The organism is Acinetobacter legionensis, assembly GCF_057165765.1.
Genome location: NZ_CM169896.1, coordinates 495693 through 519381 on the forward strand (window position 1 = coordinate 495693; position 23689 = coordinate 519381).

The following is a 23689-nucleotide window of genomic DNA, read 5'->3' on the forward strand; positions in this document are numbered from 1 at the left end:
ATTATGGGAGGCTTTCCATTAAAAAATAATCAAAATAAAGACATTTTTAAAGCTAATCTACAACCAAAAAATAATAAACTTATTTTGGTTGTTAAAGATAATGTGGGAAACTCACTTGCAGGAGTAAATTATAAGCTCATCGTAAAAGATTTAAGCTCACTAGGTGGAGGTACATTAGCTCAAGACTCTTTTTCAACGAATAGTAAAGGAGAGACAAGAGCAATATATTTTGATGCTTATTTAAATGCAGAAGTGACTATTTGGGTTAATGGTAAGAAGCCTGAGACAAGAGACGGGAAAAATGGAATTTATAGAATAAATGCTGAAAGTTATAGCTATATTGATACGAGGTCAGTATTTAATCAAAAGCTAGATTTAAAGCCTATAAAAAAAGAAACAGTTACTGTAGAGAAAAAAATTGAGGTATTGCAAAAGGCTTTTGTTTTATATCAGGTTTTTATGAGGTTGGGTGGAAAGATAAAGTATTTCCCCAAAGGCGGTTATAGAATATTTAATGAAAAGAATGAAAGGTTGGATGCTTCATCAAAACAAATTAAACCAAGTGTATTGAATGAAAAATCGATATCCAATCTTTTGTATACTGATAATAAAACCTATATCGAATTTGATCTGAATGGACATAAATTTAAATCCCAATTAATGGCACCTTTGGTTGCTTCAACCAAAGGGAATTTTCATGCTTTTGAAATTAAATTGAGTAGTACCACTACAAATCCTAAAGAAACTTATACAGCGAGCTTAGGCGCTAAAACAACGTTACCAATAATCATTGTTCCAGAATCTAATGAAATTTATATTTTACCGATGGATGTTTTTAAGCCATTTGATAAATTGACTAAAGATTTTGAGAAATCTATATCTTCAATCTATAAGAATAAAAAGGATTTAGAATTACAGCTTGAGTCTAGAAGCCCATCTGACATTAAGAAAATAGAAGAAAGACTGGGTATTGCGAAAAAAGAAGCACTAGATAAAATTAATGGAGAATTTAAAAATAGTGCAGAAATTCAAGAGGTTCTTGTAATAGAGGCAAGTGGAAATTCAAATGGGAATCCGAATATCTTAAGAAGATATGCCAACAGGCGTAGAATTGAAGAGTTAAGAACTCAAAGGATAAATAAAAGCACAACTAAAATAAAAATTACCAGTGATACAGGGGCAAATTCCAGAGAAGGAACAGATGAGATAAGCACATCTAATCCCCAAGAGTTTAGTAATAGCTTAAAAAAGTTTATCAATGGTGTTGGCATTGAATTAGCAAATTACAAATCAAAGTCAGCAGATGAAAAAAGTATCCGAGACTTGTATTTACCTGTGTTGGGACGTGTTGGTGGAGAGTACTCTAATCAATATAATATGATGAGTGAAAATGATGAACTCACTGTTGATGCTCAGTGGATGAGGTTCGTCGGTACAAATGGCACAGAAGCTACTCTTAATCTGTCTAAAGAGCATTTACATGGTAAGGCTGAGGCGAAGGCGGCTGCAAAATTTGTATTATTTGAGGGACGAGCAAATTGGGACTTTTTTTGGCCATCTAAATACGGTTGGAGTATTGTTTTTGATGATGGAGATCCCATTGCGACAATTAGAGTTGTTGCAGGTGCAGCATTACAAGGATTTGCAGGTGCAAATCTAGCAATTGCAGGTCAAATGAGTGTCGCGATTGGTAACGTTGCAGGCTATCAAAAACTACAAGCAATTTCACATGATCCTAAAAAATCGATGAAAGATGCAGTAGATGCAGTAAAAGGCTTAAAAGTAGAAGTTAAAAGCAATGAAGATATACCTCCTGATGTGCTAAATAAAGCTCAAGTGGAAGTCAAGGCTTTTGCTGGCGCTCAGTTAGCACTCACTCCAAAAGTTGAATTGCAGTGGTTTAATGCAAATGGCAATCCTCGTGAATCAAGTGGAGACCCTAAGTTTGAAACATTAGCAAAAGCAGCATTTACCGCTGGAGTCAGTGGGGGTGCAGGAGCAGAATTTAATTTTTATATGTATATTCACACAAATGGTTCGATAAGAATTAAATTGGCTGCTCATTTATGTTATGGGGTTGGGGCAAAAGGTGCGGTTGATTTAGAAGTTAATCCTAAAGATTTAGTATCTTTAATGCTGTTTATCAAAAAGAATTTACTGAAAATGGGTTTTATGCATTTGGCCTATATTGCTACTGACTTATTTGAACAATTGTCACAACTTTTTGCGATGCTTGCAGCAAATAATGATTATACAATTTTAAAAAAATATTCAATCCAGCTAAAAAATACATCTCGCTTTTTTGAAGCTGTATCTAGTGATTTTAGGAAATGGACAGCTACAATTAAATCTGAAGAGGCAAAATTGGCCTGTGCTCAAAATATTAATAATAATTTACAGTCATTGATTGGTTTAACACCCAATTCCAAAGGGATTTTGATATATTCACTATGCCATTGGAATACTCGTTGGGCGCATTATGATGATTTTCCAGCTGTAGATTGGGACGGTATTCATTATTTGGATCAAAGAAAAACAGCAATTGTTAATATTTTTAAATCAACATTGCATGTAAATGAATGGAAAAATATTATAGAACGAATAAATGCAGAGGGTGAAAAAATAACTGGTGGTCAGAAAAATTTAGAAAGACATATTATCAATTTTTTAGCCAGCGGTTTAAACTTGGTGCGGTTTCAAATAGATAATATTGTTTTGGCTTTAAATAGCAATACAAAATATACCGGACCTACCAATAAATGGGTTAAAGACTTTATAGAAGCAAGAACGAGTTTGGAAGGTATTAAAACGTGGCCTTTACCACAAATTGCTTATAATCAGGATGATAGTATTTTTAAACAAGTCAAAATTATGCAAGGATATGAAGAAAATAATGAAATTTTATATTTAGCGAGTGTCAATGATAGACCATTATTTTCGGAACCCGATAATGACACATATTTAACTTAGGCAAATAAAGGTGCTTAATGAATAACAAGTAATTTATACATTTTATTTACTAAGCGCCTTTTTTAATTATTTAAAAATTAAATTTAGCATTTTCTCTAGGTAAGAAAGATATGCTAAAGGCTTAGATCAATGGACCTAGATTTAATCTTATTTTTGTATTGGGCTGAGACTATTTGCTGCACATCTCACTGAAGTTCTATAGTAATCTTCAAAGTCATGACCTTGCAAATTAGGTTCTTTAAACGTTCTTGAAAATGTAAAGCCAAAAGCAGTTCGAATCATATATTCATCTCTGGTATTGGTGCTTCTTAGTACTTTTGCTGTACCTGTTTCAGGTCCTTTGGGGTTTTTTTCAGGTGATTTAGAATAATAATCGGGCGCATACCAGTCAGCGACCCATTCTAAATTTTCATTGATTAAATCATAAAAACCTAATGGAGTGGGTTGGTATGCACCTAATTGAGAAACTAAAATGATGGCATCCCCTGAAACTTTACGAGAGAAATCTTTTTGTTGTTGATAACTATTAAAGTTTTTACCATATTCTACTTTACCATTATCGGTGGGGTAGACCACTTGTTGACCGCGGTTACGAGCAGCATATTCCCACTGCGCTTCGGTTGGTAAGTCCATAGGTACATTTAATTGTTGACCTAACCATTGGCAATAATCACGTGCTTGTTGCCAATTGAGTCCAGCTGCAGCATCTTTATATCTCTTGTCAATGATATCAGGATCGTTCATAACTTTGGGTTGTCCTGTTGCTGAACTATAGATGTCTAGGTCTTCATAACTGGACTTATATGCATTTAGGCTATAACTATCTAAAGTGACCTTGTGTAAAGGTTTACTATGTCCATCGCCATCAAAGGGTAATTTCCCTTTATTCACGAGTTCACCAAAGTCACCCATCATAAACGTTCCACCCTGTACAAAAATCATGTTCTTTTTGGTTTTGTCTACCAGTGTTTTAATTCTTTGTTGTAACTCAAGATCATTTTTTTCATTGGACTTTTGAGCTGTTGAATTGGTATGTGTCTCGTTGGTTGTTTTTGCACAAGCAGATAAGGCTAAGCTCGAGAGTAAAATAGCGATTATATTGTGTTTCATCATTTTTTAAATAAGACTATCAGTATTTTAGTTTTTATCTTAACTGCTAATTTGCACGATATAAAGGTTGATTCTGTTAAAAAATATAAAGGTCAAACGAGCTTTGAGTTTTATAACAAAGACAATTTAGGATAAAGGTTTAGGGCTATTGGCCGCACATCTAACAGAGGTAGTATAGTAGGATAATTCATCATTTGGCTTTTTAGGTTCCATGAACATTCTTGAAAAAGTAAAGCCAAAAGAAGTCCGAATCATATATTCATCATTAATATTGGTACTTCTAAGTACTTTTGCAGTACCTGTCTCAGGCCCTTTGGGGTTTTTTTCAGGCGATTTTGAATAATAGTCAGGTGCATACCAGTCAGCGACCCATTCTAAGTTTTCATTGATTAAATCGTAAAAACCTAATGGAGTAGGCTGATGGGCACCGAGTTGAGTGATGAGTATTATCGAATTCTCTGCAACAGTTTCTGTGAATGCTTGTTGTTGTTCATAACTATTAAAGTTTTTACCATATTCTACTTTACCATTATCGGTGGGATAGACCACTTGTTGTCCACGGTTACGAGCAGCATATTCCCATTGTGCTTCAGTTGGTAAGTCCATTGGCACATTTAATTGTTGACCTAACCATTGACAATAGTCGCGTGCTTGATACCAATTAAGCCCTGCAGCTGCATCTTTATATCTTTTACCTTGTAAATCAGGATCATTCATAACTTTGGGTTGCCCTGTTGCTGCACTATAAGTGTCTAAGTCTTCATAACTGGACTTATAAGCATTTAGGCTATAACTATCTAAAGTGACTTTGTGTAAAGGTTTACTATGTCCATCGCCATCAAAGGGTAATTTTCCTTTATTGACGAGTTCACCGAAGTCCCCCATCATAAACGTTCCACCTTGTACAAAAATCATATTCTTTTTGGTTTTGTCTACCAGTGTTTTAATTCTTTGTTGTAACTCGACATCATTTTTTTCATTGGACTTTTGAGCTGTTGAATTGGTATGTGTCTCATTGGTTGTTTTTGCACAAGCAGATAAGGCTAAGCTCGAGAGTAAAATAGCGATTATATTATGTTTCATTATATTGTTTTAAATTATGGAGTTGACTAAATATAAATCAATCATAAGGTAAATTGAATCTTTCGGAAAGAGCGTTTGTGTTATTCAAATGGTAATTTTAAAAAAAGCCCCTCAGGGCTTTCTTATCTCAACACATTCTTAAGGTAATTGCTTAATCGGACTACCACCCAAAGCTTGCATCAAAGTGACATAAGCATTGTATTGGCTTTGCTTGGCTTGGACTAAAGACAAACGAGCACTACGCGTGGTTTCTTGGGCATCCAAAACATTTTTTAAAGCAATTGCACCATTACGATAGCGTACATTGGTCAAACGTTCTGTTTTTTCCGCAAGTTCCAAGTTCTTTTGTTGAAAGGCGACTTGTTTATCTAGCTCAGTACGATTCGACAATGCATTTTCAGTATCTGCAAAAGCTTGGTACAAGGTATTGCGATATTGAACAATGGCTTTTTCATAGTCCAGTTCACTGATTTTTAAATTCTTTTGCATATCATTATATTGCAAAAACGGCAGGCTTAAGCTTGCGCCTAAAGTCAGTGCAGGATTTTTCAATAAATTTGTCAATGATGTGCTGGTTGAACCTAAACTCCCCGTCAAACTGATTGAAGGATAATAGCTGGCTTTGGTGGCATCTTTGGTCGCCAAAGATTCACGTAAACGCAATTCGGCTGCTTTTAAATCAGGACGGCGCGATAAAATATCTGCCGGTAAACCCGCTGAGATATTGGGTAGACTGATCTGCGGTAATTGCTGTGGTTCTTGAATATTTAACTGTTGCACAGGTATTTGTAATAACACTGCCAAAGCGGTACGAGTTTCAACACGTTGCTGTTCAATTTGACTTAAACTGGCTTTTTGGCTTTGCACCGATTGCTCAGCTTGGGTCAAATCTAGTCCTGAAACTGCGCCAGCGCGATATTGAGTACGCACCAATTCAAAGGTTTTTTGAGTAGCAGCTAGGCTTTGTTGGGCAGAGCTATAGCGTTCATTTAAATAACCCAATTGCCAATATAAATTTGCGGTTGTGGCAATTAAGGTCTGCCCAGTCGCTTGTAAGTCTTGTTCAGTGGCTAAAGATTCCCACTTCGATGCTTCAGTTTGACGTGCTAATTTTCCAAACAGATCCACTTCATAACTGACACCCGCACTGAGAGATAGACCTTTGGCAGCATCATCACCTGAATGAAGGTCAAAGCTATGGCCTGTAGATACTCCAGAATTAACACGAGGACCTTGTTGGTCACGCGCTAAGCCAGCTCTTAAACGGGCTGTTTGTAGGTTAATCCCTGCGACAGCCAAATCAGCATTACGTTGAATCACTTGATTGACCAGTTGATTTAACTGAGCATCACCAAATAAGGTCCACCACTGATCTGCATATAAATCTGCCTGAACGTGTTTAGATTTTGCATTGTCATAAACAAAACCATTTGGAATTTGCACAGCAGGGGCCTCGTATGGGGTTTTAACCACAGCCGCACAACCGACCAATGAACTCCCAAGAATCAAGGCGCTTGCAAGTTTGCTTAAATTCATTTGCATTAATAATTTCCTTATTCTTCGGTTATTCACGCGAAAGTGCATCAACAGGATTGAGCTGTGCTGCATTGCGAGCTGGGATAAATCCAAATACCACACCAATCAAGGTTGAACATACAAATGCCGCAATGATAGAGGTGCTTGAATACGCCATTTGAAAACTGCCTTTGGCAATATGTCCAATTAACTGTCCAATGCCTAAAGAGAGCAGAACCCCTAAGATACCGCCCAAAATACACACCAAAACAGCTTCGATCAGGAACTGTTGCAGAATGTCACTTTGCCGAGCACCTACAGCCATACGCACACCGATTTCTTGGGTACGCTCGGTCACCGACACCAACATGATGTTCATTACCCCAATACCACCGACAACCAAGGAAATCACCGCAATGGCTGAAACCAGTAAAGTCATGGTTTGAGTGGTCTGTTCAATGGTTTGACGAATACTGTCAGAGTTTTGAGTAAAGACATCCTGTGCGCCATGGCGTTGTTCCAACAAGCTTAAAATGGCATTTTCAGCAACTGCAGTTGGATATTCATCTTTAATACGCACGATGATGCTACGGACATTGGATTGGCCTAACATTCGGCTCATGACGGTTGAATAAGGCAGATAAACATTGAGACTGTCTGAGTTGCCCATAAAACCTTGCTGTGCATCAATCACACCAATGATTCGGCTTGGAACACTACCCAATAACAGCACTTGCCCTACAGGGTTAGTGCCATCTGCAAAGAAAGTCTTTTCAGTATTGGCATCAATCACCACATCCTGCGCTCGCCCAGTGATACTGTTTTTATCAAAAGCTTGCCCAGATTTAAAGGTCATACCACGTACATAGAAGAAATCAGCACTGACACCATTGACGGTTGCAGAAGCTTCGGTGTCTTTAAAACGCGCTGTTACGCTACTATTGACTGTTGGACTGACTGCTTCGACATAAGGTTGCTCTGAGAGTGCTTCAGCATCTGCTGGAACCAAGGTTTTAAACTGTGCTGTTTTCGAGTTATCACCAAAGCCACGTCCCTGAAAGACGGTAATGGTATTGGTGCCTAAACTGCTGATGTTATCAAGAATCTGCTTTTGTGAGCCATTGCCCAAAGCCACCACCGAGACCACAGATGCAATCCCGATAATAATACCCAGCATGGTTAAAAAGGTACGCATACGGTGGGCATTCATTGCCAGCAATGCCATACGAAAGGCTTCTGCAAAACGATCTAATGCAGAGCGCCATTTGGATGATTTTTTACGATTTGACTTAGGTTCTTGGTCGACAACAACATCAATCTCATCATCATGTTCGGGAACATTTGGCTTATCCGCGATGATGTTACCATCACTGATTTCAATGATACGTGTCGCATTTTTTGCCACATTCATATCATGGGTAACCAGAATAATGGTATGACCTTTGGCATTGAGCTCACGCAAAATACGCATAACCTCAACACCACTGTGCTTATCTAGTGCACCAGTTGGTTCATCCGCAAGGATGACATCACCACCATTCATCAAAGCACGTGCAATTGAAACACGCTGTTGTTGTCCACCCGAAAGCTGATTTGGACGGTTTTCAGTTTTTTCACCGAGTCCTAAGTCAGTCAAGATTTCATGTGAACGCTTTTGACGCACACTCGGGTCCATACCAGCATAAATCGCTGGAACTTCAACGTTTCCTGCGGCATTTAAATCACCCAATAAGTGATAGCGCTGGAAAATAAAGCCAAAATATTCACGGCGTAATTGCGCGAGTTCGTCAGGTTCAAGTTGACCTGTTTCACGACCATTGACTTGATAACTACCTGATGTGGGTTGATCCAGACAGCCCAAGATATTCATCAATGTCGATTTACCCGAACCAGATTGCCCAACAATAGCAACCAGTTCACCAGGGTAAATTTTAAGGTTAATACTCTTTAAAATCTGAATAGTGGATTCACCCGCAGGGAACTCACGAATCAGATTACTGACCTCAAGTAGAGGTTTGATCTGATGATTGTTCTGATCCATGCTTAGAGTCTCATTGGGCCACTGTTTTTATTGCTTCGTTTTGCAGAGTCATTAGATGTATCTGAACCATCTGCTAGTACAACTTGATCACCTTCATTGAGGCCACGTAGTACTTGGGCGGTTACACGGTTATTTAAACCAATTAAAACTTGTTTACGTTGAGCACTACCATCCGCCTGTAAAACGCGAACAATCGAAACCGAAGCTTTACCTTCTTTAATCAAAGTCTTTTCATCTGCTGTGAGTTCAAGGCGTTCTGGGCGATCAGCAGCATTTTGTCCATTTTTATTTGCTTGACCTTGAGGCGCAGATGCTGAACGAGTTGAATTTGCACCAGATGCACCTTTTGCGGATTTATTGGCACGTTGTGGACGGTTTGAAGACTGTAATGCCGCAGCAGGAACAGTCAGTGCATTTTTGGCTTCAGCAAGAATGATATACACCTGTGCGGTCATATCAATTCGGAGTTTACCGTCATCGTTTGGCACATCGAATAGGGCATTATAATAAATTGCTGTACTTGTTGATGATGAAGATGAATTGCTTGATGTTTCAGTGTTAATTGATTCTGGTGCTGGCTCTACTTGACGCAGTGTTGCATAGCGTTTTTTCTCACTATCCCCCAGTGTGGTGAAATAAACTTTTTGACCTTCTTGAACTTTCATGACATCTGCTTCAGACACTTGTGCTTTGATGGTCATGGTGTCCAATTTTGCAAGTTTCACAATCGTCGGTGCACTTTGGTTGGCGTTTACCGTTTGACCTTCCTCGGTCACAATGGCTACCACTGTGCCATCCATAGGTGCAACAATACGGGTATAACCTAAGTTTTCTTGTGATGTTGCAAGTGTAAGTTTGGATTGTTCAATTTGTGCATCCATCGAAGCAATATCAGCTTGTGCTGTTTTAAATGCCGCTAAGGCACTGTCATAATCTGCTTTAGACGTTGCATCTTGTGCATACATATTTTTTTGGCGGTTATATTCTGCCTCAGCTTTGGCTAAAGTCGCTTGTTTGGTTGTCAGTTGGGCCTGTTGATTTTTAATATTTGCTTCAGCCGTTTTTAAGTCATTGCTTTGACGCACTGAATCAATTTGTGCAATTAATTGACCTTGTTTAACTTGATCACCCAGCTTGACGTACATTTTTTTGACTTGACCTGAAACCTGGGCACCAACGCTCACCATCTTGGTTGCTTCTAAATCACCTGTTGCAAGAACCGCATCTTCAATATCACCACGTGTAACTTCTGAGGTTATATACTGAGGTTGTGTATTTTTAGGCTTTAACACGTACCATGCGATCGCTGCAATGATGGCAAGACAGACCGCTATAAGAATGGCTTTGGCTGGTTTTATTTTTGGCATAGCGATAATTTGGGCTGAGAGAAAAATTGATCAAATTATAATGAGGAAATAAGGATAAAGCGTGAATTTTTTAAAATAAATCGAAATGAGAATTATTCTGTATAATATTTGCCTAAGCATTGATAAATAAAGTTTTTCCACATAGTTCAGCAATACATTGTTGAATGATATGTTCTGGACTTTCTTTGCTGAGTCCTTTGATTGCAGCATCTACACGCAATAACAGTTGTGGCCAAGTTAAAAATGAATGTGGATTTAAGCGTCTAAGTGCTTGTTGATACAAAGAAATCTTGGTTTTCCAAATACCGAGCTGTAAGGCATTTTGTGGTTGTTCATACAACTGCATCAAAAGACGCATTTCTTTACTAATTGTCCATAAAATTAAACTGTTGGGTTCGCCTGACTCCACAAGATATTGGAAAATTTTAATTGACAGCGCCAAGTTTCCAGCAATCAACGCATCACTTAAATCAAATGTACTATAGCGTGATTGATCCTGTAGACATTCTTGTAAATGTTCAATTTCAATCTGCTTTTGATCAGGGAAGGTATCTGCAACACGCATCAGACTATTTTTTGCAGCCAATAGATTGTGTTCATGGTGCTGTTCAAGCCAAATCCAGGCATCTTGATTTAACTGGACACCAAGTTGATCTGCTTCGATTGACAATATTCGTTGGCGGTCTTGTGGGTAATTAGCGGTTAAAGCAACCACAACACCATTGGCCTCAACTGTTTGAAAGAAGCTTGACTTTAGGTTGCTCGAGTCTTGTTTAGGCATAATGATCACAAGTAGGTTGTGTTCATTATGCTGAATATAGTGTTTAAGTTGTTTGAGTCCATTGGCATCAGGTTTGATATTGCCATGGACTTCAAGTGCAAGATTTTGAGAAAATAAAGATAAGCTATTCAAAGCATTAAAGACATTTTTCCAGTCGGAAACGCTATTGAGATCATAGCGTTGTCTTTCTACTTCATGTTTTGCCCAGCTTTTTCTTAAAGCATCCAGTAGGTTTTGTTCTAAAAGTGGTTCTTGACCATGTAAAACCCAGACACCTCGCGCTTCATCAACACGTTTAAGGGCTTGTAAATAGTCAAGTTTCATAGAGTTATTGCGCTACAGGTTGGGTCGAAAGAGTACGTGCTTTAGGTAAGCGATTGGCTGCAATTTGACGCGACATTTGTTGTGCAATGTCATCAATCAAAATTTGGCTGAGATATTTATATTGTTGATCATCTGTGTTGACCGTTGCAACATCATATTGATAACTACGAGATGCATTTAAGGTCCGAGGTTCAGTAATCGGATTCCCTTGTTTATCTTCAATCTGGAAAGTAACACTTAGACGGAGTAGTGTTTCCACCAATTTACCATTTAACTCATGACGAACAGGCTTGTAGTCTAATACTCGTAATATATAAGCGTCACTTGAATTACTCAGTTGGACACCTGTTGCAGTTAAATAAACACTGAGTTTCTTCTCAAGATCTTCAGTATTTGCAGGCAATACTAGTTGTAATTTGGTGTAAACCAAAGGTGTTGCTTGGGCATTGGTGCCCTTTAAATGAAAGCCACAACCTACTAAGCCCGCACTTAGACCCAAAGTTAATACAACTGCAGCAACACGTTGAACTAAATGCATGCTTTGTCCTCATGAAATTCCATTGGATATGGAATATTTAATCTTTATAAATTCACGCCATTTTAGAATCAAAGCCCGTTGAATGACAACGGGCTTTGTTTGGGTTTTGTTTATTCTACTAAAGTCCCTTCTCCCTTAGGGAGAAGGTTAGGATGAGGGGAATGACCTCTCCCTAACCCACTCCTAGAAGGAGAGGGGATTTAAGCAGGAAATTAAACCACCAAATTCACAAGTTTATTTGGAACCACAATTTCTTTCTTGGTTGGACCCGTTAAGAATTGTTGAACCTCAGGTAATGCTTTAGCCAATGCCAATAATTCATCTTTCGATGCATCGACAGAGACTTCTAACTTGCCACGAAGCTTACCATTGACTTGAACTACGATCGTTTGTGTATTACGTGTTAATGCAGACTCATCAACCGTAGGGAACAGTACCGAAGTTAAATCGATATCGAACTCAGTCAATAAGGTCTGACTTAAGTGTGGTGCAAATGGTGCAAGTAAAGTTAATAAAGTGGTAATCGCTTCACGTGCTACAGCAACATCGTTGTCATCTTTTGCTTCAAACTTATTGCTGGCATTGAGTAGTTCCATCAAAGCTGCAATCGCAGTATTGAACGCATGACGACGTTCGATGTCATCACCCACTTTTTGAATCGTTTCATGAGTTTTACGACGTAGGTCTTGTGCTTCAGTGGAAAGTGTCGAAGCATCAATTGCTGTTGCATGGTTGCCTTTTTCAAGGAAGCCTGCAACTAAACGCCATACACGTTTTAAGAAACGGTTTGCACCTTCGACACCCGCATCAGACCATTCTAAAGATTGATCTGGTGGTGCAGCAAACATCATAAATACACGTGCAGTATCTGCGCCGTATTGGTCAATAATCGCTTGTGGGTCGATACCGTTATTTTTCGATTTCGACATTTTCTCTTGGCCACCAACCACAACGTCTTGACCATCACCTGAATATTTAGCAGAAAGTACACGACCTTTCTCGTCTTTTTCTAACTCAATATCCGCAGGATTAAACCAAGTTTTTTTGCCACTTTCCGCTTCACGATAGAAGGTATCCGCTAAAACCATACCTTGAGTCAGTAAGTTGGTAAATGGTTCATTGCCTTGTACCACACCCTCATCACGCATAAGTTTATGGAAGAAACGAGCATAAAGTAAATGTAAGATGGCATGCTCTACACCACCAATATATTGGTTTACAGGCAACCAAGATTTTGCAGCTTCAGGTTTAACTAAACCACCTGTGAAATCAGGAGAAGCATAACGCGCATAATACCAAGATGATTCTACAAAGGTATCCAAAGTATCGGTTTCACGACGTGCATCACCACCACAGCTTGGGCATTTTGTTTGATAGAATTCAGGCATTTTATTTAAAGGGTTGCCTGAACCATCTGGAACCACATCTGTTGGAAGAACAACAGGCAGTTGATCTTCTGGAACAGTGACTTGACCACACTTGTCACAGTTGATCATCGGAATTGGACAACCCCAGTAACGTTGACGAGAAACACCCCAGTCACGTAAACGGAATTGAACTTTAGCGCTGGCAAGACCTTGTGGTTCTAATTTGCTCAAAAATGCATCAAAAGCAGCTTGGAAGTCTAAGCCGTCAAATTCAGCTGAATTGACCAATTTACCTTCTTTAGAACCGTACCATTCTTGCCATTCAGAGGCAGAATATTCGGCATCATCTGAGCCTTTAGCATCAATGACTTGTTTGATTGGTAAGTTGAATTTATTGGCAAACTCAAAATCACGTTCATCATGTGCAGGAACAGCCATTACCGCGCCTGAACCATATGACATCAATACATAGTTTGCGATCCAAACAGGGATATCTTGACCTGTAACAGGGTGTTTAACTGATAAACCTGTTGCCATGCCTTTTTTCTCAGCAGTCGCAAGATCCGCTTCTGCAACAGAACCCATACGGCATTCTTCAATAAAGGCAGCAAGTTCTGGCTTGCCTGCCTCAGATTGAATCGCAGCAGCTTTGAGCGCTAGAGGATGTTCAGCTGCAACCGCAACATATGTTACCCCCATCAAGGTATCGGCACGTGTGGTATAAACCGTTAAACCATCTGCATAAACTTCAGGATTTGCCGACGGGAAGGTTATGTCCATACCCGTTGAACGACCAATCCAATTGCGTTGCATGGTTAAAACTTGTTGTGGCCAACCGTCTTTTAATGTATCTAAATCGTCTAATAATTCTTGTGCATAATCGGTAATACGGAAGTAATACATTGGAATATCACGTTTTTCTACCAATGCACCTGAACGCCAACCACGTCCATTTTCAACTTGTTCATTTGCAAGAACAGTTTGGTCTACAGGATCCCAGTTTACTGTAGACAGCTTTCGATAAATCAAGCCTTTTTTATAGAGCTGTACAAATAACCATTGTTCCCAGTGGTAATACTCTGGTGTACAGGTGGCAAATTCGCGATCCCAGTCGACAGATAGACCAAGTTTCTTCAATTGATCGCGCATATATGCAATGTTTTCAAAGGTCCACTTTGCTGGCGCAACTTGATGGGCAATCGCTGCATTTTCAGCAGGTAAGCCGAAAGCATCCCAACCCATCGGTTGTAGCACAGTTTCACCTTTGAGACGGTGAAAACGGCTGATCACATCACCAATAGTATAATTACGCACATGACCCATATGCAGTTTGCCGCTTGGGTAAGGGAACATCGAGAGGATATAACGACGTGGACCTTCTACAGTGTCGGCAACTTTAAACGATTTGCGATCTTCCCAGTCTTTTTGGACTTGAGGCTCAATCGCATTTGCTTGATATTCAGGGTCAATATGAGTAGTCATAAATGTATTTGAGAATAATGGTTAAAAAACTGTGCACACAGCATAGCGCAAAATCCATCAAAAAGTGAATTTTGCGCGCTTTTAAATCTGAAAAACTTGTGATTTTACTTTTAATTTAATTATTGACTGGGGCAACACTAATAGGTGTATTTTGCCCATTTTGTGGTGCGACATTGGGCTGTTGTATATTCGGTGGGTTAACCACTGGTGCAGGAGTTACAGGTTGTGTACCTTGTGGTTGCCCATTTTGTGGCTGATTTTGGGGTGTATGCGGCTGAGTTGTTGGCGTTGGGTTGGTGGGTGTCGAATCTCCGTGATAGCCATAAGTATTCACCTTGCTTTGACTACGCGCATTCTTCGGCGGCGGTGTGGTGGTGTAATGGGTAGAGCCTTTGCTGTCTACCCATTTATAATACTGTTTTGCATGACTGGCGCTGACCCCAATCACAGAGAATAAGACAAAAATTGTCGATACAAAAGCTGTGTGTGCAAAGCGTTGACGTTGTTTCATTTTATAAAACCTTTGAGTCATTTTTTATTCAGATAAAAACGAAAAATCATTCTGCTATCTAATATACATCGGATTGTTTTCGCTTGATCTGGGTATTTTAGAAATCGTATTTATTTTATACAGAAAAATAAAATTTTAAATAATTCTTTTGCAATTTTATTGGTTTATAAGTCTTTGAAAATTTTATTTATAAGACAACCAAAAAAAAGGAATAGTTTTAAAAATAAACGCTTGGTAAATAAACAATAAAAAGCCTGATAGAAACCTTGACTTTGTTCGCTAAAACTACAAAAATGCTTGCTTTAGTTTCAGATGTTTTTTTCGATCACCCTTCGAGTAAAAATATCAAAGCAAGCAATAACATTTTCTCTAAGCCGAGAAAATGACTCTACCGAAGCATGTTTATCCCAACATATTTCAGTGATTCATACAGCTCAAACAGCTGCGTGACGATTTATTTTTTTATTGCTGCAAAAACTAGTAAATATGTGTGCTATAACAGAGCGCACAATCAATGAATGAAACACAGTCTGTGTCTCCCATAGCGCTGTGGAATAAAGATTAGGGTGAATACGTTGGAACTTTTATCTGGTGGTGAAATGCTCGTTCGTGCATTGGCGGACGAAGGCGTTGAACATGTTTTTGGATATCCAGGCGGCGCAGTATTACATATTTATGATGCGCTATTTAAACAAGATAAAATCAATCATTACCTCGTACGTCATGAGCAAGCTGCTGGTCATATGGCAGATGCTTACTCACGTGTGACTGGTAAAACAGGTGTAGTACTGGTCACTTCTGGACCTGGCGCAACCAACACTGTAACACCAATCGCTACAGCTTATATGGACTCAATCCCAATGGTGATTTTGTCTGGACAGGTTGCCAGCCATCTTATTGGTGAAGATGCATTCCAAGAAACAGATATGGTCGGTATTTCTCGTCCGATTGTAAAACATAGTTTCCAAGTGCGTCATGCAAGTGAAATTCCTGCCGTTATTAAAAAAGCATTTTATATTGCTGCTTCAGGTCGTCCGGGTCCTGTTGTGGTTGATATTCCGAAGGATGTTACTAATCCTGTCGACAAATTTGCTTATGAATATCCTGAAAAAGTGAAGATGCGCTCTTATCAGCCACCTCACCGAGGTCATTCTGGTCAAATTCGTAAAGCTATTGATGAGCTTATTAATGCCAAACGCCCTGTGATTTATACGGGTGGTGGTGTTGTTCAGGGCAATGCTTCTGCATTACTGACTGAATTGGCGCATTTGTTGAATTACCCAGTGACCAATACGCTGATGGGTTTGGGTGCATTCCCTGGCGATGATGAGCAATTCTTGGGTATGTTGGGTATGCATGGTACATATGAAGCTAATATGAGTATGCATAATGCTGATGTTATCTTGGCGATCGGTGCACGTTTTGATGACCGTGTAACCAATAATCCAGCGAAGTTTTGTACCAACGCAAAAGTGATTCATATTGATATCGACCCAGCGACGATTTCAAAAACCATTATGGCGCATATCCCAATCGTGGGTGCGGTAGAGCCAGTACTTCAAGAGATGTTGGTTCAATTGAAACAAATGAATGTTTCTAAACCAAACCCTGAAGAAATCTCGGCATGGTGGTCACAAATCAATGAATGGCGCAAAGTACATGGTTTGCGTTATGCGCCAGGTGAAAATGGCGTGATGAAACCACAACAAGTGGTTGAAGTATTAGACAAAGTAACCAATGGTGAAGCGATCATTACTTCTGATGTTGGTCAGCATCAAATGTTTGGTGCGATGTATTACAAATACAAACGTCCACGTCAATGGATCAACTCAGGTGGTCTAGGCACAATGGGTGTGGGTTTACCTTATGCCATGGCTGCGAAACTTGCATTTCCAGATCAACAAGTGGTGTGTATCACTGGTGAAGCATCGATTCAGATGTGTATCCAAGAACTTTCTACATGTAAGCAATATGGCTTAAATGTGAAAATTCTCTGCTTGAATAACCGTGCTTTGGGTATGGTGAAACAATGGCAAGATATGAACTATGAAGGACGTCATTCAAGTTCTTATGTTGAGTCATTACCAGATTTTCCAAAATTGATGGAAGCCTACGGTCATGTAGGTATCCAGATTGACCATGCGGATGAGCTTGAATCTAAGCTTAGAGAAGCAATGGCGATTAACGATAAATGTGTATTCATTAACGTGATGGTTGATCGTACCGAGCATGTATATCCAATGCTTATCGCAGGTCAATCTATGCAAGATATGTGGTTGTCTAAAGGGGAGCGTACTGAATGAGACATATTATTTCTGTACTCGTTGAAAACGAAGCTGGTGCGCTTTCTCGTTTAGTGGGGTTGTTCTCTCAACGTGGTTATAACATTGAAACTTTAAATGTCGCACCAACTGAAGATCCAACCATGTCACGTTTGACATTAACCACTTATGGTGATGACCATAAAATTGAGCAAATCACCAAACAGCTGAATAAATTGGTTGAAGTGGTTAAAGTAGTTGATTTATCAGAAGGCGCGCACATTGAGCGTGAGCTGATGCTAATTAAAGTCAAAGCCTTGGGTTCTGCACGTGCTGAAATTAAACGCACAGCGGATATCTTTCGTGCTCAAGTGGTTGATGTTACACCAACGACTTATACCATTCAGATTGCGGGTACAACTGAAAAAATTGATGGCTTTATTGATGCACTTGCAGAAAACACAATTTTAGAAGTTGTTCGTTCTGGTGTATCAGGTATTGCTCGTGGTGAAAAAGTTCTTTCACTTTAGTTGCACCCCAACCAGTAATTAATTATTTGATTTTTTATTCCCTCATGTATAACCTCTCCTCGCAATAGGAGAGGGACTTAGACTAGAAGATTCAAAACAATAATCTTCAGGATAGGAAGAGGAAACACAGCATTTTAGCGGAGACAGCAATGCAAATTTTTTATGATAAAGACTGCGACTTATCTATCATCCAAGGTAAAAAAGTAGCGATCATTGGTTATGGTTCACAAGGTCATGCTCACGCGCAAAACCTTCAAGACTCAGGTGTAGACGTTACTGTTGGTTTACGTGCTGGTTCTACTTCTTGGAAAAAAGCTGAAAATGCAGGCCTTAAAGTTGCTGAAGTTCCAGCTGCTGTTGCTCAAGCTGATTTAGTGATGATCTTGACACCAGATGAGTTTCAATCACAGCTTTATCGTGATGTGATCGAACCAAACATCAAAGAAGGTGCGACTTTAGCATTTGCACATGGTTTCGCTGTACTTTATAACCAAGTTGTTCCACGTAAAGATTTAGACGTGATCATGGTTGCACCAAAAGCACCAGGTCATACTGTACGTTCAGAATTCCAACGTGGTTCAGGTGTACCTGATCTTATCGCGATTCATCAAGATGCTTCTGGTAATGCACGTAACGTTGCACTTTCTTACGCTTCAGGTGTAGGTGGTGGTCGTACAGGTATCATCGAAACTTCATTCCGTGAAGAAACTGAAACTGACTTATTTGGTGAGCAAGCAGTACTTTGTGGTGGTGCTGTTGAATTGGTTAAAATGGGTTATGAAACGCTTGTTGAAGCGGGTTATGCACCTGAAATGGCTTATTTCGAGTGCTTGCACGAACTTAAATTAATCGTTGATTTAATGTTTGAAGGCGGTATTGCAGACATGAACTATTCAGTATCTAACAATGCTGAATATGGTGAATATGTGACTGGCGTTGAAGTTATCAACGAGCAATCACGTGAAGCGATGCGTAATGCACTTAAACGTATCCAATCAGGTGAATATGCGAAGATGTTCATCCAAGAAGGTGCATTGAACTATCCATCTATGACAGCTCGTCGCCGTCAAAACGCAGCTCACGGTATTGAAGTGACTGGCGGTAAATTACGCGCGATGATGCCTTGGATTCAAGCCAACAAAATCGTAGACAAAGAAAAGAACTAATTTTTAGTTTTTATCGAAGCCCACTCTTTTGAGTGGGTTTTTTTTATGTTTTACTTTAGCTAAAATTAATAATAAAAAAAGAAAATAAAACATGACATTAAATATGTATTTAGTCAGCATCAGTATGCTTGGCTGTTGTGCTATATATCCAGTATATGCACAGAACGTGAGTGTTGATGATTCTATGCAAAAGCCTAGGCAGAATCATAATCAGCTTCAAAATACACAAAATAAATTACTCGATGAAAAGATTGCGCACAATACTTTAGAAAAAGCCAAACAGTCTTTAAATGCGGCTCATCCACAACAGGTCATCGCAGCATTACAGACTGCAATTCAGTATTTTGAAAAATACCAAAACAGTAGCCAAGACACTCTCTAGGCTGCCAATGGAACAGCTGAAACCTTGCAATACCTAACATTTGATATGGGAAAGCAAAAAATATTCGAGTTTTTCAGCTTGTTGGGCTGATTTATATTTTCAAGTCGCTTATGCGTTTATTGAAATGAATGATCTAAAAAATGCTCAAGTTAAGTTAAAACGTGCTTTAACGCTATCACCTTTCAATAGGGAGTATTTAAAAGAGGCAGGCTTTATTCAGCAAGCACAAAAGCTGTGGCAAGCGTCATTGGAAAGTTTTAAAGTTGCTGAACAGCATCTGTATTTGCTTGAGCCTGAAGAAAAAAGATTGGCGATTCAACAGAGGGTAAGATGCAGTTTAGGGTTGAGTTTGATTGAATTAAATCAACAGGATGAAGCTACTCAATATTTTATAAAGTCTTAAAGCTTGATCCCTCGAACGCAAAAGCATGTAATGAATTAAAGTACACTGAGGAGTTAAATAAAAAAGGTCATGTTGCCAAGCAGCCAATTGGTCGCGTCTAAATCGCGCTTTTTAAAGTCATCTTTAGAGTAGCAATTTTTAACTAACAAAAATTTATTTTGTGATAAATTACACATTATTGATTATGGTTAAACGTGGTATTCAAGCATGAAATCTAAACTTCTCATCGCAATGACGACTTTGTCTATTTCATGCTTTAGTTTTGCTGAAACGCAGTCCACTTCGACCAACACTGCGCTAAAACCGTTGAGTGGCGTACGCGTATCGATGCAACGTATGCTCAAGTCGAGTGAAGGTCGATACTTTATGAACCTTTATGCGGGGGTTGCTCATCCGCATGGTGTGTTGACCGATTTAATGGATGGTACAACAACAGATTTTAAAGGGACACAAAAAGCTGATCAGTTGGATTTAAAGTCGATCACTGCTGATTCAGATTCTTCTGCAAATGGTAGTGATCAATTAACTGGTTTATTGAATGCAAATACAGGCGTGTTTAAAGCAGCATTGTTAAAGAAACCAAATACTGCTTGGCAGTCGATACAGTTTGAGCCTGCTTTTAAAGTCAGCAATAAACCTGTTTTTATCTTTAAATTTTATGGTCAGGATGATGCTAATAGTCCTTATGGAAAAACCTTAAAACGTGTTGATGTATTAAATAAAACCAACAATACAGTGGTACAGAGCTTGTCAGGTTTTAGCGGTTATCCAAACAGTATTGGCTATATGGATATTAATTTTGATGGTTATTATGATGTCATTGTGTCGGACTTGTCACAAGGTCGCACAGTTGATGATAAACGCTATATTTACTGGATGTACAATCCGAAAACACAGCAATTTCAACGTTCTCCGCAACTGGAAAAAATTGTTGGTTTCCCAAGTTTACATGGTGAAAAACAACAAATTGATTTTGGTAATGGACAGCTTTATCAAGTTCAGAATGGTTTGTTAAATCGTATTGCTATACAAAACTGATTTTGTTGTTACAAGCACAATGATGGATTTTACAAGGCTAAGTTTTAAAGCGAGGCTTAGTGAAATCCATATTTGTTATTGGATTTGAATAAATATTTGAACTAAGTTTTTAATTCAATTTTGTCGCGTTGTTGAGTTGTTGGATATATTTCACAATCATTTGTTTTTCTGATTCTCCTCCTTTTTTAGTTGCATAGTGCTTTAAGGCCTGTGGGCAATATTGTTGCGCTTTTTGATAATTATAAACTCGATCTTCTGGTTCAGCGTAGGCATGGCATAGATGGAAAGTAGATTCAGTTTGTCCTAAGTCCGATGCTGTATGCCAAAGTGTTAGTGCTCTTTGACGATTTTGGGTTACACCAAATCCATAAAATAATAAAAAGCCTAGATTATTCATGCTGTCAATTTGGAGCTGATTAAATTTTGCATTTACGGGTCTAATTTGAATTGTTTTCGCCCATTGGGTGGCGGCTAAGGAAAATTCTTGATTTCTATAATGGCACGTCCCTGTAAAGAAGTGTTGTGTTATGGAAGACTCTTGCTTAAGTTGTAAAGTGCTGATCGAACAGTCTTCTTTTGCAAAGCAATTTGTAGTCAATAAAATGCTGGAAAGCATTGCTGTATATACATAAATTTTCATGAGTTTTACTTTTTAAGTGTGTAATATTCTAAGGAGTAAGCTGAGTACATGTCATATTGTAAAAGAAACGTCACGAAATAATCATTAAAATGTCAAAAACTTAGCCTAATCTATTCAAAAATGAAGAGATTAGGTATCGTATGAATAAACCGTACGCGAACACCTTGCAATTTAAACAACAAGATTTTCCCGATAACTTTAAATTTTATTTTAATCCAAACAAGAAAAAAATCGATACGAATAAAGACCAGCTTATTCGTGACTTATCCCGACCTCGACTAAAAATTGCAATCGTGACTGAAACATGGCCACCAGAAATCAATGGTGTTGCTTTGTCTTTAATGCAACTGTGTAAAGGCTTACAAAACCAAGGCCATAAAATATTACTAATTCGCCCTGCACAAAAGACCCAATGTCAAGACTTTAGCCCAAATAAAGAGTGTTTGGTGACTGGGCAATCAATTCCGAAATATCCAGACATGAAGTTTGGCTGGCCCCAATTTCTAAAAGTCTCTCAAGCGATTTCAGCATTTTCACCTGATGTGGTGCATATCGTGACTGAAGGGCCTTTAGGCTTTACTGCGCTGCATGCGGCAAAGACACGACGAATTCCGGTATCAAGTGGTTTTCATTCACAATTCCAAGAATTTAGCCGTTTCTTTGATTTAGCATTCTTGGTCAAACCAATTCAAAGTTATTTGAGGTGGTTCCATAACGCAACGCAACTGACCTGTGTGCCAAGCCGTGATACAGAACAAGCATTACGTGAGTTTGGTGTGACCTGTCCATTGGTTGTGGTCGGGCGAGGAATTGATACTGAACGGTTTTCATCACAACGCTACTCCGAACAGTTGAGACAACAGTGGGGTGCAGATGAAGACACCACAGTCTTGATCTATATTGGGCGTTTGTCTTCTGAAAAAGAAGTCAATGTGGTGATTGATGCCTATTCTGAACTGCGACAACAAGCACAACGAAAAGTAAAGTTGGTGCTGGTAGGGCATGGTCCAGATCGTGGTCGTTTAGAAAAAATGCCCGGTGCTGAACATGTGATTTTTATGGGCAGTCTAACTGGCACACAACTTGCTGAAGCCTATGCGAGTGCAAATGTTTTTGTTTTTGCAAGTCAAGTAGAAACCTTTGGGAATGTCGTTATCGAAGCGATGGCGAGTGGTTTACCGATTATTGCTTATGACTATGCCTGTGCTCAACTTCATGGCAGACATGCACAGAATGGCTGGTTATGTCCAATTGGAGACATCAAGCAATTCACTCAACATGTATTAGATATTCCAGATAACAGCACACTCAAACGTTTCGGGCAACAAGCGATGCATGATGTGCAAAGCATCGGATGGCAACATCCCGTACAACAATTCGAAGAAGCACTATACCAGGTAACGCAGTATGCAAAACGACTGACCTAGTTCATCTCAAATAATGAGAGGAGAGTGGAAAATGAATTTTAAAAATACCAAAATAAAAATGCTCGATCTCGACCTTAGAGGTTGTTTATATCTCAATAATTTATCGCATACCCAAAGTATTGCGACGTTCTTTAAAACTGTGAGCCGTTTGGGAGATGGTCCTTTCTGGTGCGCAATGTTGGTTCTGATTTGGCTACAAAAAAGCTGGATCTATGGTCTGCAACTTCTTTATGTCGTTGTTATGGGACTTTTAGGAACAGGAATTTATAAGTTCTTAAAGCATAAAACAGTGCGACCACGACCTTATCAAGTTCATCAAGTCATTATTCTGGGTGAACGACCATTGGATCATTTTAGCTTTCCGTCAGGTCATACGTTACATGCGGTCATGGTCACAATTGTGTTTGGTTATATTCAGCCAGTGATGTTGTTTATTATGATGCCTTTTACCATTCTTGTGGCGTTATCGCGGATGGTTTTAGGTCTGCATTATCCAAGCGATGTCATTGTTGGCGCACTGATTGGTGCAAGTGTCGCGAGTTTGATTGTGTTAAGCGCACCATATTTAGGAGTGATGTTATGATGGTTTACTTACTGCTGGTCTGTAATTTTATTTTTAAAGAATCTGATGATTTTGATCATCAAGGTTTTAACTTTGAATAACTGACTCAATTCAATCCGTCTTGTAAATTAAACGCTTGAATCCGTGGTGAATCTTGTAAATGTCTAGAATGATTTATTTCTGAATGAATT

19 protein-coding genes are annotated in these 23689 nt (G+C 39.0%); 9 read left to right on the plus strand and 10 right to left on the minus strand.

Features of this window, described 5'->3' with window-relative positions:
* The first annotated feature begins 3 nt into the window (after positions 1-3).
* The gene (locus tag AC2G3J_RS02400; protein ID WP_483770610.1) at positions 4-2970 is read left to right on the plus strand and encodes a hypothetical protein; all 2967 of its coding nucleotides are present in this window, start codon (positions 4-6) and stop codon (positions 2968-2970) included.
* A 147-nt stretch (positions 2971-3117) separates the two neighbouring features.
* On the opposite strand, the gene AC2G3J_RS02405 is transcribed toward AC2G3J_RS02400, so the two are convergent.
* The 9 genes from AC2G3J_RS02405 to AC2G3J_RS02445 all read right to left on the minus strand — a co-directional run bounded on the left by AC2G3J_RS02405 (position 3118) and on the right by AC2G3J_RS02445 (position 15089).
* A complete protein-coding gene (locus AC2G3J_RS02405; RefSeq protein ID WP_336953541.1) occupies positions 3118-4080 on the minus strand; it encodes a formylglycine-generating enzyme family protein in 963 nt (320 codons plus the stop codon).
* A 126-nt stretch (positions 4081-4206) separates the two neighbouring features.
* Complete coding sequence (locus tag AC2G3J_RS02410; protein WP_483770611.1) at positions 4207-5163, minus strand: formylglycine-generating enzyme family protein; 957 nt, start codon at positions 5161-5163, stop codon at positions 4207-4209.
* A gap of 138 nt (positions 5164-5301) precedes the next feature.
* Positions 5302-6705, minus strand: a complete 1404-nt coding sequence (locus AC2G3J_RS02415) for an efflux transporter outer membrane subunit (protein WP_419327673.1) — start codon at positions 6703-6705, stop codon at positions 5302-5304.
* 22 nt (positions 6706-6727) lie between these two features.
* Positions 6728-8719, minus strand: coding sequence for a MacB family efflux pump subunit (locus tag AC2G3J_RS02420; protein ID WP_105714400.1), 1992 nt, complete (start codon positions 8717-8719; stop codon positions 6728-6730).
* Between the two features lie 2 nt (positions 8720-8721).
* Positions 8722-10086 (minus strand): MacA family efflux pump subunit, encoded by a 1365-nt coding sequence (locus tag AC2G3J_RS02425; protein ID WP_483770612.1) that lies wholly within the window; start codon positions 10084-10086, stop codon positions 8722-8724.
* A 112-nt stretch (positions 10087-10198) separates the two neighbouring features.
* On the minus strand, positions 10199-11191 hold the full coding sequence (gene holA / locus AC2G3J_RS02430) for a DNA polymerase III subunit delta (protein ID WP_336953545.1): 993 nt from the start codon (positions 11189-11191) through the stop codon (positions 10199-10201).
* A 4-nt stretch (positions 11192-11195) separates the two neighbouring features.
* Entirely contained in the window at positions 11196-11729 is a 534-nt protein-coding gene (locus AC2G3J_RS02435) for an LPS-assembly lipoprotein LptE (RefSeq protein WP_336953546.1), read from the minus strand.
* 212 nt (positions 11730-11941) lie between these two features.
* Positions 11942-14578, minus strand: a complete 2637-nt coding sequence (leuS, locus tag AC2G3J_RS02440) for a leucine--tRNA ligase (RefSeq protein ID WP_419327671.1) — start codon at positions 14576-14578, stop codon at positions 11942-11944.
* A gap of 115 nt (positions 14579-14693) precedes the next feature.
* Positions 14694-15089, minus strand: coding sequence for a DUF4124 domain-containing protein (locus AC2G3J_RS02445; protein WP_336953548.1), 396 nt, complete (start codon positions 15087-15089; stop codon positions 14694-14696).
* A 575-nt stretch (positions 15090-15664) separates the two neighbouring features.
* Between AC2G3J_RS02445 and AC2G3J_RS02450 the strand changes: the two genes are divergently transcribed.
* The 6 genes from AC2G3J_RS02450 to AC2G3J_RS02475 all read left to right on the plus strand — a co-directional run bounded on the left by AC2G3J_RS02450 (position 15665) and on the right by AC2G3J_RS02475 (position 20869).
* Positions 15665-17392 (plus strand): acetolactate synthase 3 large subunit, encoded by a 1728-nt coding sequence (locus AC2G3J_RS02450; RefSeq protein ID WP_336953549.1) that lies wholly within the window; start codon positions 15665-15667, stop codon positions 17390-17392.
* Positions 17389-17880, plus strand: a complete 492-nt coding sequence (gene ilvN / locus AC2G3J_RS02455) for an acetolactate synthase small subunit (RefSeq protein WP_004725868.1) — start codon at positions 17389-17391, stop codon at positions 17878-17880. Before AC2G3J_RS02450 ends, ilvN begins: the two co-directional genes overlap by 4 nt.
* 149 nt (positions 17881-18029) lie before the next feature.
* Complete coding sequence (ilvC, locus tag AC2G3J_RS02460) at positions 18030-19046, plus strand: ketol-acid reductoisomerase (protein WP_004725869.1); 1017 nt, start codon at positions 18030-18032, stop codon at positions 19044-19046.
* 91 nt (positions 19047-19137) lie between these two features.
* The gene (locus AC2G3J_RS02465) at positions 19138-19428 is read left to right on the plus strand and encodes a hypothetical protein (RefSeq protein ID WP_419327670.1); all 291 of its coding nucleotides are present in this window, start codon (positions 19138-19140) and stop codon (positions 19426-19428) included.
* A gap of 124 nt (positions 19429-19552) precedes the next feature.
* On the plus strand, positions 19553-19831 hold the full coding sequence (locus AC2G3J_RS02470) for a hypothetical protein (RefSeq protein ID WP_483770613.1): 279 nt from the start codon (positions 19553-19555) through the stop codon (positions 19829-19831).
* 207 nt (positions 19832-20038) lie between these two features.
* On the plus strand, positions 20039-20869 hold the full coding sequence (locus AC2G3J_RS02475; protein ID WP_419327668.1) for an XAC2610-related protein: 831 nt from the start codon (positions 20039-20041) through the stop codon (positions 20867-20869).
* A 109-nt stretch (positions 20870-20978) separates the two neighbouring features.
* Here the strand turns inward: AC2G3J_RS02475 and AC2G3J_RS02480 are convergent, their stop codons facing one another.
* Positions 20979-21509, minus strand: coding sequence for an SEL1-like repeat protein (locus tag AC2G3J_RS02480; protein WP_336953552.1), 531 nt, complete (start codon positions 21507-21509; stop codon positions 20979-20981).
* 140 nt (positions 21510-21649) lie between these two features.
* Between AC2G3J_RS02480 and AC2G3J_RS02485 the strand changes: the two genes are divergently transcribed.
* Both AC2G3J_RS02485 and AC2G3J_RS02490 read left to right on the plus strand, forming a co-directional pair.
* Entirely contained in the window at positions 21650-22936 is a 1287-nt protein-coding gene (locus AC2G3J_RS02485) for a glycosyltransferase family 4 protein (RefSeq protein ID WP_483770614.1), read from the plus strand.
* Between the two features lie 31 nt (positions 22937-22967).
* Positions 22968-23519 carry a phosphatase PAP2 family protein gene (locus AC2G3J_RS02490; protein WP_004725875.1) on the plus strand — a complete coding sequence of 184 codons (552 nt, stop codon included), beginning with the start codon at positions 22968-22970 and terminating at the stop codon, positions 23517-23519.
* Positions 23520-23689 lie beyond the last annotated feature (170 nt).